Raw genomic sequence first — 15,382 nt, forward strand, 5'->3', positions numbered from 1 at the left:
ATGCATACTGCTTTAATTGATACGTATAGTACTCAGAATTTTTATTATGCTGTTATTGTGAGTCAGTGTTGTCGCCTGATGCGTTTGCCTTATATACCTATTTTACATGGTGGGAATTTACCACACCGTTTAGAACATAATCCTCGTTTGTGTCGTTTACTGTTTAGACCTGCAAAAGTATTGGTCTCTCCCTCTTTATATTTGAAAACAGCGTTTACCGCTCATGGGTTTTCTCATGTGGTCTATATTCCGAACAGTTTACAATTGCAGCAGTACCCGTTTACTATTAGACCTGTAGGGCCTATTCGCTTATTGTGGGTGCGGTCGTTTTCTACCATTTATAATCCGTGTCTAGCGGTAGATATTTTGAAATCTTTATTGGATCAGGGGTATGAGGCAGACCTCTGTATGGTGGGACCAGATACCGATGGATCTTTAGTAGTGGTGAGATCTTATGCGGAACAATTGGGAGTGGCTGTAACATTTACCGGGAAATTGTCTAAACCAGAGTGGACGAGCTTGGCTGCAGATTATAATGTGTTTATTAATACAACCAATTTTGATAATATGCCCGTGAGCGTTATTGAGGCTATGGCGTTAGGTTTGCCTATAGTGTCTACTAACGTTGGAGGGATGCCGTTTTTAATTGCAGACGGTGTAGATGGCGTATTGGTTCCACCTAATGATTGTCAGGCCTTTGTAGATGCTATTTTAGACGTGAAGTCAAATCCAGAAAAGACTCAACAACTGGTTTTAAAAGCTCGAGAAAAAGTTGAGGGCTTTGATTGGGAGGTTGTAAAGGCACAGTGGCGTGAGGTGTTGGAGTAGTTATTGGTGAATGGTGATTGGTGAAGTGTCTTTAATTAAGATGTTTTTATAGATTCCTCGTACCTCGGAATGACATTGAACTTATTATCAGATAATAAATTTTTGTAAAGATCCTTCGCTATTGCTCTGGATAAACCAAGCCAAAAAATCAAATGAATTTATAGGTCATTGCTGCGCATCATTCACTTTCGAAGCTACATGCTTATTACTGCGTAATGCAGTTTCGCTTCTTCGTTCATTATGACTGAAAATTCATGACCTGCCTTCATGATTTATTTTTAAATCTAATTATTCTTAATGTCGTCATGCCGAACTTGTTTCGGTATCACATTTGAGTTTTATTGATGATTTAAGCTAGGGCTTATGTTTTAGCATTAAATTATGAATTGTAGTTATGGCCTATCTAAAGTGTATCGTAAAATGTACAGTGCACAGTGCGTGAAATTTTAAGCTGTTTGAGCAAGTCTAAACCTGATTATTGTTGTAGATTCTAGTATACCAATATTTTGATTTGCATTTCAAGTATTGAAGCGAGTTCTTAAAATTTAGTACTGAAGCCTAACATTTAGATATGGTTTAGTAAGCCTAGATTTTTTTGGTTCGTTTTTTTAGCGATGAAAAAAATGAACTATTAATATTCTTTTAATTTAGATTTTTTAATAGATTCCTCGTTCCTCGGAATGACATTTAACTTATTATATATAATTATTTGTTGTACAGATCCTTCGCTATTGTTCTGGATAAACCAAGCCAAAATTTAAGACAAATATTTTTCTTTAATTCCGTTCATTTTATTCGTTTTTTTCTATTTTTTTTAGTTGTACTCATGATGTGCTACGCAGTTGTCTTGATCCAGATCCTTCACTATCGTTCTGGATAAACCAAGCCAAAAAATCAAATGAATTTGTAGGTCATTGCTGCGCACCACGCTCTTTCGAAGCTATATGCTTATTACTGCGTAATGCAGTTTCGCTTCTTCGTTTGTTATGACTGAAAATTCATGGCTTGCCTTCATGATTTATTTTTAAATCTAATTATTCTTGATTTCGTCATGCCGAACTTGTTTCGGTATCACATTTGAGTTTTATTGATGATTTAAGCTAGGGCTTATGTTTTTGCATTAAATTATGAATTGTAGTAATGGCCTATCTAAAGTGTATCGTAAAATGTGCAGTGCACAGTGCGTGAAATTTTAAGCTGTTTGAGCATGATCAAAGTTGATAAATGCTATTGATTTCAGTATACCTATGTTTTGATTAGGATTGCTAATATACATGCGAGTTCTTAAAATTTAGTACTGAAGCCTAACATTTAGATACATTTTAGTAAGCCTAGATTTTTTTGGTTCGTTTTTTTAGCGATGAAAAAAATGAACTGTGAAGAGGTTTTTTAATTAACATTCTCTGATAGATTCCTCGTTCCTTGGAATGACATTGGAATTATTATGATATTATAGTTTGTTCAGATCCTTCGTTATTGCTCTGGATCAACCAAGTAAAAATTTAAAAAGAACTTCTTCTTATCTTCTCCGTTCATTTTATTCGTTTTATACTATTTTTTAGTTGTACTCATGATGTGCTATGCAGTTGTCTTGATACTGATCCTTTGCTATTGCTCTGGATAACCAAGCCAAAATTTAAGCCAAATATTTTTCTTTAATTCCGTTCATTTTGGCTACATGCTTATTGCTTTGCAATGCAGTTCCGCTTCTTCGTTCATTATGACTGAAAATTCATGTACTTACTATTGGTGATTGGGGTTTAGGATAGTGGTTTTTGATACTATTTTTTTGATCAACATTCTCTTATAGATTCCTCGTGCCTCGGAATGACATTCGGATTACTTTTATAAAAATAGACACTAATGGATACGCAATGTAGTTTCGCTTCTTCATTTGTTATGATTGAAAATTCATTGAGGTGTTATTGGTGAGTTGTGAATAGTGAGATGTCTTTTAATTAACATGCTTTAATAGATTCCTCGTACCTCGGAATGATATTGGAATTACTTTTATAAATATAGAGGCTAATGGCTGCGTAATACAGTTTTGTTTCTTCGTTTGTTAGGTCTGAAATTCATGTGTTCTATTGATAATTTTGGATTGTGAATGTGTTTTTTAGGTTTTGATTTTTAGTGAATTAGGTTGTTTTTGAGTGTCTCTATTTTGCTTGAAACATGATAATTATCATAGTAATTAGCGCTCTTTTTTTCTACCTTAATAAGAGTAAAAACGGAATATTCACTTTTAAAATATATCGTCATGAAAGCTAAAAAAAATCCAAAAATCGACATTGGGAGAAATAGCAGTATATATTTTGCTATTGGGTTAAACATTATGTTATTGTTGACTTGGTCTGCCCTTGAATTTAGAACGTTTGATACCGAGGAAGCACCAATTGCTATTCTTGATATGGTGCAGGAGTATGAAGAAGATATTCCTATTACGACCGTTAATACACCATTACCTCCGCCACCAGTAGCCATATCTTCGGTTATAGAAGTTGTGGAATCTGTTGCTGATATAGAAGAAACCGTGATTGAGAGTACTGAATCCTCTCAAGAAGATGCCATTTTAGATCCTGAACCTATAGTTGCTGTAGATGAGGTACAAATTGAAGAGGTTGAAGAAGATGTTGAAGTCCCTTTTTCGGTGATTGAAAATATTCCCGTTTTTCCTGGTTGTGAAGGTTTGTCTAGAGAGGCTTCTAAGGCTTGTTTTCAAACCAAAATGAACGAACATATTAAGTCACACTTTAAATACCCAGAAGATGCCTTAGATTTAGGTTTACAGGGGCGTGTGTCTGTGATGTTTATTATTGACGAACAAGGTTATATTACAGGTATCCGTTCTCGTGGTCCTGAACAAATCTTAGAACAAGAAGCAGAACGTATTGTGCGTTTGTTACCAAGAATGAAACCTGGTAGCCAACGTGGTAAACCAGTAAAAGTATCTTATGCAGTACCTATATTTTTTAGATATAAAGCACCTCTGTAGGTATGGTTATGTGTTAATAACAGGTGTTTTAGTTGAAATACGTCACAAGAATATTGTGGCGTATTTTTTTGTAAAAACATGTACGCCTACGGTAGAGTATGTTAGACTTTAATTGGTGATATTTTTATTACTAATGATCATGTTGTTGAATGATACTCCTTTTGACTATAGTACATCATCAGGTAAATTGCTATCGTTTAGCGGGTGTAAAATGATGGTTGGCTGTCAAATTATAATATTCTTGATTTCCAGAAGGTAAGATAGGAGCTAGATTCGTTAAAATAAATATTGATTTTCCACAGTAATTCATATATTTACCCAGTTTAAGTGACTACCCAATGTTTAAAAACCCAATTTCTTTCAACATTTCAGAACGAAAGATCTTATTACGTCTTATAGATATTTGTATTGTTTTAGGGGTCTTATATGGATTAAGTTCGTGTTTTGAATTTGATTATTTTAAGATGTCTAATGAAAATTGGTCTTGGATTATTGTATTGATATTATACATTACCATTTTCGGGACTGTTTTTGAGATTTATGATTTACAGAAATCTAGTGTCTTTCAATCGACTTTACCCAATGTGGTTTTAACTACGGTATTTGTAGTCGCCTTTTATTTAATGACGCCTTACTTTACACCCTTCTTACCTGAAAAACGTATACAGATCTTGTTTTTCTTTCTCGGTATTTTAGGAGGCATATTATTTTGGCGTGCTATTTATATTACTTTTATTTCTACGCCACGCTTTTATAAGCATGTTTTATTAGTTGGAGAACCCGAATATATAGACGAGATTGTTACGTCTTTAAAAGGCGTAGACCCCAATTATAATATTGTTGGTTTTATTAACTGTGAGCCTGATAATAGTAAGAAACCCACTTTGACACCATCGTATGTGTCGGCTGATTTGAATCGGGTTATTGCAGAGCATAAGGTTTCTGAAATTTTAGTCGCCACTTATAATTCTGAATTGATTACGTCTGAACTTTATCAGGAATTGATGAGTTTGTTAGAACGTGGATTTCCGATTAAAGAATATACTCAGGCTTTTGAGGAAATGACGTATCGTATTCCGGTGCATTATCTAGGTAAAGATTTTTATAAGTATTTTCCGTTTAACCGAAACAATCAAAATAAATTATATTTACTGCAACGGTGGATTTTTGATACTGCATTTGCGCTCTCCGGATGTGTTGTTGGCTTAGTTTTATTGCCGTTGGTATTTATAGGAAACCTGATTGGAAGTCGCGGTCCTTTATTTTATAAACAAGTACGTGTGGGCTTACATGGGAAACCTTTTTCTATTATAAAATTTCGATCTATGGTCGTGGATGCTGAGAAAAACGGAGCCGTTTGGGCCTCTAAAAATGATGCAAGAGTTACGGCTTTTGGGAAGTTTTTGAGACGCACACGTATTGATGAAATTCCGCAATGTTTAAATGTACTCAAAGGTGATATGAGTTTAATTGGACCTCGACCTGAGCGTCCGAAATTTGTAAAAGAATTAGCAGAAGTGATTCCGTTTTATGAAGCGCGACATATGGTTAAACCCGGTATTACGGGTTGGGCACAGGTAAAAGTGCGTTATGGAGAAACTGTAGCCGATAGTTTGATGAAATTACAGTATGATTTGTTTTATATTAAAAGACGGAGTTTTTTCTTGGATTTGAATATTTTGGTAAAGACTGTTACTGCAGTGGTGTTTTTTAGGGGACAGTAGGTTTTCTTTTTCTTCTTTTCTTCGTTTGTTATGACTGAAAATTCATGGGGTTCAATTGATGATTGGGGTTTAGGATAGTGGTTTTTGGTACTATTTTTTTGATCAACATTCTCTAATAGATTCCTCGTGCCTCGGAATGACAATAGGACTACTTTTATAAACTTAGATGGGTATTGGTTCTCAAAGTTATTTTAAACTTGGAGTATAAATTGAGGTAATGGCCTATCTAAAGTGTATCGTAAAATGTGCAGTGCACAGTGCGTGAAATTTTAAGCTGTTTGAGCATGATCAAAGTTGATAAATGCTATTGATTTCAGTATACCTGTTTTTTGATTAGGATTGCTTACATACATGCGAGTTCTTAAAATTTAGTACTGAAGCCTAACATTTAGATACGGTTTAGTAAGCCTAGATTTTTTTGGTTCGTTTTTTTAGCGATGAAAAAAATGAACTGTGAAGAGGTTTTTTATAAACATGCTTTTATAGATTCCTCGTTCCTTGGAATGACATTCGAATTACTTTTACAAATATAGAGGCTAATGGATACGCAATGCAGTTCCGCTTCTTCGTTCGTTATGACTGAAAATTCATGGGGTATTATTGGTGAGTTGTGAATAGTGAGATGTCTTTAAATTAAGATGTTCTTATAGATTCCTCGTGCCTCGGAATGACATTTGAATTACTTTTACAAATATAGAGTCTAATGTCTGCTCAATGCAGTTTCGCTTCTTTGTTCATTATGACTGAAAATTCATGACCTGCCTTCATGATTTATTTTTAAATCTAATTATTCTTGATGTCGTCATGCCGAACTTGTTTCGGTATCACATTTGAGTTTTATTGATGATTTAAGCTAGGGCTTATGTTTTTGCATTAAATTATGAATTGTAGTTATGGCCTATCTAAAGTGTATCGTAAAATGTGCAGTGCACAGTGCGTGAAATTTTAAGCTGTTTGAGCGTGATCAAAGTTGATAAATGCTATTGATTTTAGTATACCTATGTTTTGATTAGGATTGCTAATATACATGCGAGTTCTTAAAATTTAGTACTGAAGCCTAACATTTAGATACGGTTTAGTCAGCCTAGATTTTTTTGGTTCGTTTTTTTAGCGATGAAAAAAATGAATAGTGAAGAGGTTTTTTATAAACATGCTTTAATAGATTTCTCGTTCCTTGGAATGACATTCGAATTACTTTTACAAATATAGAGGCTAATGGATACGTAATGTAGTTTCGCTTCTTCGTTTGTTATGATTGAAAATTCATGGGGTATTGTTGGTGGATTGATGAATAGTGAATAGTGAATAGTGAGATGTGAAATTTGAATAGTGAAGTGTTTTTAATTAAGATGCTCTTATAGATTCCGCGTATCTCGGAATGACATTGGAACTACTATGTTGTAAAAATTACTTTCTTAACCTTATCATACAACAAAGGCTACCATTGTGGTAGCCTTTGTTTTTATATTGAAATACAATATTCTGGATTATTCACGGATATGACCGTCTCCAAAAATATAATATTTATTAGTTACTAATTCATTTAGTCCTAGTGGACCTCTGTGGTGTAGCTTATCTGTACTGATAGCTAATTCTGCACCGACACCCATTTTACCTCCATCGGTGAATCGGGTCGAGGCATTTTGGTATACTGCAGCACAGTCTACATCTTCCATAAATTTTATGGCATTCTCGCGATTTGTAGTCATGATGGTAGCTGAATGTCCGCCAGAATAGGCGTTAATCTTTTCAATCGCATCATCTAAGGTATCCACAGTACCTATAACACATTTTAAAGCTAAAAACTCTTCGCTCCAAACGTCGTCACTTGGAATTAAGGGTTGATCTTTAAGTGTCTTTTGCGTTTCCGCATCGACTAAAAGGGATACGTTTTTCGCTTGTAGTACAGCTTCTAAATCTTTTAATTTAGCGTCGTAATCAGGAACATCTTTTTGTATTAAAATTTTATCTAATGCATTACAAGCCGAAATCTTATCGGTTTTAGCATTTAAAATCACTTTTTTGGTTTGTTCCCAATCTGCTGTGTCGTCTACAAAAAGGAAATTGTTTCCTCTTCCGCTTACTAATACAGCGCAACGTGCATGTTCTTTTACAAATTGAATTAAACGTTCGCCACCGCGCGGTACGATTAAATCTAATTGCTCTGTTGGATTTTTAAGGAACTCTTGTGTTTCCTGACGGTTTAGCGTTAAGAGTTGAATATAACTGCTGTCTAAACCATGTTCATTTAAGGCTTTATGCCAAAAATCGACTAATACTTTATTACTGTGAATAGCTTCTTTACCACCTTTTAAAAATATTTTATTATTGGCTTTAAAGGCTAATACAGCGGCTTCTATAGTCACATCTGGACGTGATTCATAAATAATCATGATGGTTCCAAATGGAGCTGTTTTATTGGTGATATCTAAACCATCGTCTAGAACACGATGCGATATGGTTTTTCCAATAGGGTCGTTTTGAGACATAACTTCCTTCACAGAGGTTATCATGCCATCTATCTTTTTGTCATCTACGATTAATCGATCGTACATGGCTTGGTCGTCTTTACTAAATGCTTCTAAATCTTTCTTGTTCGCGCTTAAAAGTTCTGCTCTATTTTCATCCAATAATTGAATCATGGATTGTAGAACATTATTTTTTAAGTCGGTTTTTAATAATTTCATCTTTGTTTTTTAAATTTCTACTTTAGTTCCTACGGCTTTACCATCTATAATATCGATGATGGTATTTTCGCTTTTTCCGTTAGCAATAATTGTAGGAATATTTTTTTTCGCTGACTGTTTGGCGTAGTTTAATTTTGATAACATACCACCGCGGCCTTCAGCTTCACCTTTATTAGTATCGCTAATAAAATGATTTACATTTTCGTTAATCCCTACTTCTTCAACTAGAGACGAATCGTCTGCATCTGGATGCCCATCATATAACCCATCAATATCTGTTAAGATAATTAATTTGTCGGCATCAATCATTTCAGCAATTAAACAAGCCAACTCATCGTTGTCCGAAAACATGGCATGTGATAGCGATACAGTATCATCTTCGTTTGCAATTGGAATTACGCCTTCCGATAATAAGTTTTCGTAACAGTTTTGCATATTACGACGGTGTTCTCCCGGATCGAAATCGTTTTTAGTAGGTAAAACCTGAGCACATTTCATACCATAATCATGAAAAATATTATAGTACAAACGCATCATTCTTGGTTGTCCTATTGCAGAATATACCTGACGTCTTGATGCTTTATCTTTAATGTCTGAATGTCCTAACACTTCCATTCCTGCAATGACAGATCCAGACGACACAAGTACCGTGATGATATCGCGTTCGTATAGCTCAGCAATTTGTTTCACTAATCGGTCTAATACCGGTCTTACAATTCTGTTATCTCTATTTGTCATTACGTTGGTTCCAACTTTAATGACAATACGCTGTTTGTATTTCTTATTTGTCTTTTCCAAGTTCTATAGCTCTATTAAAGGCAGCAAATGCAGCCTCTTTTATTAATTCGTTTACATTATTATCGTCCATGCTATCTAAAGCGGCACGTGTTGTTCCTCCTTTAGATGCTACAAGTTCCATCCATCTGTTTGGAGAAATATTGTCTTGATTAAATAAATCTACGGCTCCCGTAAAGGTTTGACTTACCAATACTTTAGACACATTTTCAGAGAAGCCCATTTGTAAGGCTGCTTCCATCATACTTTGCATAAAATAGAATACGTAAGCAGGTCCGCTTCCAGAAATTCCTGTAGAAGCATCGATAAAGTTTTCATTCTTTACTTGAATCGATTTACCTGTAGTATTTAATAAATTTTCTATTGTTAATAGTTCGATTCTAGACACTTCTTCCGAGGCTGTGTACGATGTTAATCCTTTGCCTACCTTAGCAGGTAAGTTTGGCATAGTACGCACCACTTTAGCTAAATCTAAAGCGTCTTGAATATGTTTAATAGTGACTCCTGCCATTAAAGAGATTACAATCTGACCTTTGGTTACGATAGGTGCCATTTTTGTAAATAACTCGTCTGCATGATACGGCTTAACGGCTAAAAAAATTAAATCTGCTTGAGGAACGCAGTCTTTAGGATCTTTGAAGACATCGAAATGTGAGATTTTATTTAAACTCTCGATTTTCTCGTCGGAGCTGTCTAAAATCATGATATTTCTTTTCTTGAGAAGTTTCGATTTAGACATCGCTTCGGCATAGGTTAACCCCATATTTCCCGCTCCAATTACTAATAATTTCATTATGTTATTTTTATGATTAAAATTAATGATAGGGGTAAACTACTAAAATATCTGAATTATCAAAATCTGAGCAGTTTAATGCCTTTTTTGAGGCCGTTTTTATGTTATCTTAATAGAATTTGCAGTTTTGTTGTGAATTTTGTAATAGGTTGAAGTTATAGTAGTTATAGATAAACTCTATTTTAGAACCCTAAGATGCAAGCGTTTTTCAAGCTTCTTTTTAATCGGAATACCTCTCGTTTTGAAGTGGTAAATGTGGCGTATTTTGAAGATTTAAAATGAAGCCAAAAACGTCTAAAAAAAGAGGTGATTAAGTGATTTTTACTCTATTTAAGGATATAAATTTTGAGGAGAACTTAACTCTCGTGTTGGGAAACGCGAACCACTTTTCCATTCTCAAAATATATATCGAGCACATCTGGGTCTATGTTGAAAAACCCAGGTTTAAATCCTAAAGTATACCCTATATGATTGTCAGTATACGTGTAAAAGTCATAACCAAGTAGTACTGCAATTTCCGATTTGGTTTTTCCAATTAGGAGTTTGTTATCCATAAGATCTTCAGACATGGTGTAGCGTTCTTCTGGATGTGTTTCCCATTGGCGTTTATTAAATTCATAGGTCGGATAATAAGACGCGGATGCCATCCATAACAGGATAAGACTAATATATATTAACGGACTCAAAATAAAAGTAGGGAACAAGGCAATGTATTTACGATTTTTACTTGTGCCTATATCTAGTTTTTTTAAACCCCATTTAGAGATGAAAAAACAAGGAATAGCAAGTATTAAAATAAATATAAGACTCATAAAACTGGAGAGGTAAGGGTGATATGTTATCGCTTTTATTTCACAGCTTTAAAATAAATAAAATCAATAGACCTTTAATATTTATCAGCAGAACAAGTCCTATTATATTTTTTTAAAATTTTACAAACTTAATTACTTTATTCTGATTAGTTTCTGAAGTTATGTTAACGATATAAATACCATCACTAAACTTATTTAGGTTAATTGTATCAGATTGTAATGTGTTTAAATTTATAATTTTCTGACCTGTAACATTATATATTATTAAAGATTTAATACTACTTAAATTTTCATAATTAAGTATAGATAAGTCTTTAGTTGTACGATCGTAATATACAGAAATTGGACTGTTTTGAAAATCATCTGTACTTAAAGTAGTATCTTCTTTAAAGACTATGGAAAATCTATTCTCATAAATATCGTTTTGTAAAACCAATTCAGAGTCATCTGTATTTAAGCTGTAATATGTATTTGTTAAGTTGTCTTTCAAGAAAATATTAGTATCAGTAGGAACGTTTTCCGTTTTATCGATAGCAATTTTATAAATACCTGCATCTGTAGCCTTAATTGTTAGAGGTAATTCATCTTCAATATTTATATTGGCAAGTGCTTGTATTATTAAATTTTCATCATTTAATACCCAATATATATCGTTGTTTTTGGTTCCAAAAAGTTTAGCATCATAACCATTGTCATATTCTTTTGTTGCATTATCACTATCATACCCTAATCCTATTGTTGTTTTTAAATTGTTAGGATCTGTAAAGGAGAACCAAATTTTAGGTCTTAAATCTGTAGAGCTATTAGCAGATCTATAAAAAACAGGAGCATCAGTTGCATCAGATTCTTTACTAAATATTCTTTGCTGGTTGTTAAACTCTATATTTCCAGTTGTATTAATAGTTAAAAAATAACCTTGTCCAACAGCTATATTGCTAGAAGGAGCTGATTTAAATGATAATCCTAATCCGCTAGTTAACCCCGAAGTGTCAGCTGTAGCAGCAGCTACTAGGGACATCAATAAGTTATAAGTTGCATACCCACCTTGATAATCAGCTAAAACATGACTGTTATTCGTGCTAAAATGTTCCCAGAAAGATAAAGTTCCATCAATGATAAAAAGATTGTCAATTATAAATTGATCTGCATTTAAAGCAGAAGGGTAGGGATTTCCTACTAAAATATCATTTCCAGCTGTAGCTGATATAGTATAATTTCCATCGTTAGGTGTTCCAGAAAAAATATATTCTTGTTCAGCGTCTGAAGTTCCAGAGCCTTTCATAATATACCCTATACCTGGAAGTAGATTACTTGTTGTTGTTAAAGCGCTCCATTCTGAATAGGTACCAGTTAATCCATTAAATTGATACAACCAACGGCTACTTAGTGTTATAGGAGATGTTGTTGGGTCTGCATCAGGATCACTACTAAAGTCGATAACTCCATTAGCATCTTCTAAACTTCCTATTTGCCAATAACCAGATCCTGTATTTACAGGTGCACTCCAATAATTGTAATTATATAAATTAGAAGTACCTTGTTGTCTTATTCTTAGATTTCCACTACCAGAATTAGATGTAACGTTTGTGTGGTTTTGAATAAGTTGTGCTTCTCCTAATAAATCTAGAGTACCATCAATAACAACTTCTTCCTCAACTTCTAGTAATAATCCATCAGTAACATTTAGCGTAGCTCCACTTTCTACTTCAACTTCACGTACATGAGCATCAAATGTTAAAGCACCTGGTGTTGTAGATAAAATTGTTAGTTTAAGACAATCATCAGAGGTATCTGGAGCATTAGCAGTACCAGAACCATTGTAAAACTGTGTGCCATCCCAAACAATTTGGTCTAAGTATCTTATAGAAAAATAGTCTCCATCTGAAAAATTCACACGATTGTTTGATGCTGTAGAACCACTAATTGTTAAATCATAAACTGTAGGTGAAGAGTAATCACTATTGTTATCGACAACTAACTGAAGAGTTCCACAGCTTATGTAGCCAGTTAAATCCATATTTGTAATATCAAAACTTACGTTTACTCCTCCTACATTTCCTATTTCATTAACGCGCCAATTAGAATTAAGGTGCTCATAGTAAAGAGAAGTATTTGTAGAAAAATTATAAACAGCATCTTTAGTATCTTCTCCCCAAAAAAGGTATTCGCCATTACCTAAATTTCTAGGATTACTTATTCTAACAATACCTGTACCTTTTGAGTCGTTATGAATGTCAGATGCATTAATACGTCCTATACCAGCAACATTATGATCGAAATCACCATTAGCAGCATCATCTTGTGTGTATAAATCGATAGTTGAATCTAATGTAGTACCGTATTTTGCAGAAAGATAATTATTAACAATATTAAATTCAAGATCACTAAGTTCTTTATCAAAAATAATAATTTCAGACATGTCTCCATTGTAATGCTGAGAAGCTACACGATTAGCTCCTATATAAGCTAGTTCGTTAGTTGTATTTATATTTATAGCTCCAAAACTATTATCTCCATCTACAACATAAGAAGTTAGAAGTCCTCCATTGTTATAGTTTAAAAAATCGTTGGATGTAGAGCCTGCACTTGGAAATATAATAGTACCAATATTAAAGCTTGAAAAACCAGGTTGTACACCAAATCTTTTACCGCTTACACTAACACTAAACTCGTTTGTGTTATTAGTTATATTAATTCTTTGACCATAATTGGCTAAAGTTTCAGTTGTATGTCCGTGATATAAAAGTGTTTGAGTTCCTGTAGCTGGATTTGACGGTTCTGCTGCAAAAAGATACGTTCTATCATTACCTCCAGAAGGTAAGTTCTGTTCGTTATCAATATTTAGATATTCATTGTTTGATTCCGTAAAATGAATTGCAGGATATCCATTTTGTTTACCTGTTTCATAACTAGGTGCTCTGACTGAAGTTGCATCATTACCATCTCCACTTTGATCAACCCAAGTTGTTATGTTGTCATTATTTACAGCAGAAACACCAGAAGATGATTCTACACCTAAATCTGCACGCAGCCACATTATTAAATCTGAAGTCCCGTCACTAGAACCAATTCCTCCAGGTCCTGTTTGAGAATTAGCATTATAGCTTAAAGCAATGCCAATAATTATGGCTAAATATAGTTTGTGTGAGATCATTATTTTTTTATTTTATTATAGGTTTAAGCATTTTTAAAATATTGTATACACGGATAAAATACATGTAACTATTTTAAAATGAAATAAAATAAAGTTGGCTTAATTAGTTTAAATGCTTGTTTTTAAGTGAAAATTTTAAAGCAACTCTAGTGGGGTGCTAAAGGTATATAATTTATATTAATTACATAAAAACAAAATAAGATTATTTTATTATGCAACACTTGTAATCAATACTTTGTGTTTGTTTTGTTTGAAATTTGACTTGAAAAAACTTAATTATATAAATGTTTAATGTTTTATCTACTAGACATAAGGTGTAAATATTATTTTAACTTACTTCATTACTAAATATTTTTTTTAAGCTCCATGGATTAATTTATACAGGTAGTTTAACTATCTCTCAATGTACTTGTCGTTTTGATGTATTAAAATTAATATGAATTAAAGTGAATTAAAATTAGTAATTTTGCATTTGTATGAAAACCATTTTTCACAACATAACAGCAATTTTCATGGCCTTTGCGGTCCTGATATCTACCTTGTCTTTTAGTGTAGATATGCATTATTGTGGTGATACTTTGGTAGATGTAGCCGTCTTTAAAGATGCTGAAGCGTGTGTTATGGACAATATGCAAACCACGCCTTATGAGTCTTCTATTACTAAACAAGGATGTTGTACAGACCATAAAGTTGTGGTAAATGGTCAAGATGAATTGCAATCTTCTCCAGACCAGCTTTCTGTAGACCATCAACTGTTTATAACAACATTTGCATACGTTTATCAGCATTTATTATTCGAAAGCTTACCGAAACAGATTATTCCGTTTCAGGATTATCATCCGCCCATACTCGTAACCGACATGCAGTTGGAATACGATACTTTCCTTATCTGATTTTTTTAAACATCAAACATTTTAGTTTGAATGCTTAGGCGTTCAAACCTACTGTATTTACAGTATTCTCAGATTGTTTTATGATTTAAAGAACACTTAAGATGCTAAATAAAAGCATAAAATATTTAATTGAAAATAAATTAGTTGCGGTACTACTGCTCGCCTTAATTGTAGGCTGGGGCTTGGTGAATGCACCTTTCAATTGGGGGCATGGTCTTTTGCCTTCAGACCCTGTTTCTGTTGATGCTATTCCAGATATAGGCGATAATCAGCAAATTGTGTTTACTAAATGGGACGGGCGCTCACCACAAGATATTGAAGACCAAATTACCTATCCGTTAACCACAACCTTAATGGGCATTCCTGGAGTTAAAACCATTAGAAGTTCTTCTATGTTTGGGTTTTCCAGTATCTATATCATTTTTGAAGAAGATATCGAGTTTTATTGGAGTAGAAGTCGCATTTTAGAAAAACTCAATGCCTTACCCGCGAATCTTATTCCTGCTGATGCTAAGCCCGCTTTAGGTCCAGATGCCACAGGTTTAGGACAAATATTTTGGTATACTCTAGAAGGACGAGATGCCGACGGTAATGTTACCGGAGGTTGGGATTTACACGAACTGCGCAGTATTCAGGACTATTTTGTAAAGTACGGATTGTCGTCTGCAAGTGGGGTTTCCGAAGTTGCTTCTATTGGCGGG

10 protein-coding genes are annotated in these 15,382 nt (G+C 33.8%); 5 read left to right on the forward strand and 5 right to left on the reverse strand.

Going from position 1 to position 15,382, the window contains the following annotated elements:
• From AST99_RS11330 to AST99_RS11340, 3 genes are all read left to right on the forward strand, one after another.
• Positions 1-828: glycosyltransferase family 4 protein (locus AST99_RS11330; protein ID WP_057781949.1), on the forward strand; the 828-nt coding region annotated here is incomplete at its 5' end.
• 2,260 nt (positions 829-3,088) lie between these two features.
• Positions 3,089-3,823 (forward strand): energy transducer TonB, encoded by a 735-nt coding sequence (locus AST99_RS11335; RefSeq protein ID WP_057781950.1) that lies wholly within the window; start codon positions 3,089-3,091, stop codon positions 3,821-3,823.
• A 338-nt stretch (positions 3,824-4,161) separates the two neighbouring features.
• Complete coding sequence (locus tag AST99_RS11340; RefSeq protein ID WP_057781951.1) at positions 4,162-5,547, forward strand: sugar transferase; 1,386 nt, start codon at positions 4,162-4,164, stop codon at positions 5,545-5,547.
• Between the two features lie 1,487 nt (positions 5,548-7,034).
• Here the strand turns inward: AST99_RS11340 and AST99_RS11345 are convergent.
• From AST99_RS11345 to AST99_RS11365, 5 genes are all read right to left on the reverse strand, one after another.
• Entirely contained in the window at positions 7,035-8,234 is a 1,200-nt protein-coding gene (locus tag AST99_RS11345) for a glutamate-5-semialdehyde dehydrogenase (protein WP_057781952.1), read from the reverse strand.
• Positions 8,235-8,243: 9 nt separating this feature from the next.
• Positions 8,244-8,972 carry a glutamate 5-kinase gene (gene proB, locus AST99_RS11350; protein WP_057781957.1) on the reverse strand — a complete coding sequence of 243 codons (729 nt, stop codon included), beginning with the start codon at positions 8,970-8,972 and terminating at the stop codon, positions 8,244-8,246.
• A 43-nt stretch (positions 8,973-9,015) separates the two neighbouring features.
• A complete protein-coding gene (gene proC / locus AST99_RS11355) occupies positions 9,016-9,822 on the reverse strand; it encodes a pyrroline-5-carboxylate reductase (protein ID WP_057781953.1) in 807 nt (268 codons plus the stop codon).
• A gap of 356 nt (positions 9,823-10,178) precedes the next feature.
• Positions 10,179-10,634, reverse strand: coding sequence for a hypothetical protein (locus AST99_RS11360; RefSeq protein WP_057781954.1), 456 nt, complete (start codon positions 10,632-10,634; stop codon positions 10,179-10,181).
• A 112-nt stretch (positions 10,635-10,746) separates the two neighbouring features.
• Positions 10,747-13,788: a T9SS type A sorting domain-containing protein gene (locus tag AST99_RS11365; protein ID WP_057781955.1), complete on the reverse strand. Its 3,042-nt coding sequence runs from the start codon at positions 13,786-13,788 to the stop codon at positions 10,747-10,749.
• 476 nt (positions 13,789-14,264) lie between these two features.
• On the opposite strand from AST99_RS11365, the gene AST99_RS11370 reads away from it, so the two are divergent.
• Positions 14,265-14,681 (forward strand): HYC_CC_PP family protein, encoded by a 417-nt coding sequence (locus AST99_RS11370; RefSeq protein ID WP_057781956.1) that lies wholly within the window; start codon positions 14,265-14,267, stop codon positions 14,679-14,681.
• A gap of 101 nt (positions 14,682-14,782) precedes the next feature.
• A partial coding sequence (locus AST99_RS11375) for an efflux RND transporter permease subunit (protein WP_198151500.1) occupies positions 14,783-15,382 on the forward strand: 600 nt, incomplete at its 3' end.

Source organism: Formosa algae, assembly GCF_001439665.1.
Taxonomy (GTDB): Bacteria; Bacteroidota; Bacteroidia; order Flavobacteriales; family Flavobacteriaceae; genus Formosa; species Formosa algae.

Coding starts and splice junctions, on each gene's coding strand:
- AST99_RS11335 (WP_057781950.1), top strand. CDS start 3,089: ATGAAAGCTAAAAAAAATCCAAAAATCGACATTGGGAGAAATAGCAGT.
- AST99_RS11340 (WP_057781951.1), top strand. CDS start 4,162: ATGTTTAAAAACCCAATTTCTTTCAACATTTCAGAACGAAAGATCTTA.
- AST99_RS11345 (WP_057781952.1), bottom strand. CDS start 8,234: ATGAAATTATTAAAAACCGACTTAAAAAATAATGTTCTACAATCCATG.
- proB (WP_057781957.1), bottom strand. CDS start 8,972: ATGACAAATAGAGATAACAGAATTGTAAGACCGGTATTAGACCGATTA.
- proC (WP_057781953.1), bottom strand. CDS start 9,822: ATGAAATTATTAGTAATTGGAGCGGGAAATATGGGGTTAACCTATGCC.
- AST99_RS11360 (WP_057781954.1), bottom strand. CDS start 10,634: ATGAGTCTTATATTTATTTTAATACTTGCTATTCCTTGTTTTTTCATC.
- AST99_RS11365 (WP_057781955.1), bottom strand. CDS start 13,788: ATGATCTCACACAAACTATATTTAGCCATAATTATTGGCATTGCTTTA.
- AST99_RS11370 (WP_057781956.1), top strand. CDS start 14,265: ATGAAAACCATTTTTCACAACATAACAGCAATTTTCATGGCCTTTGCG.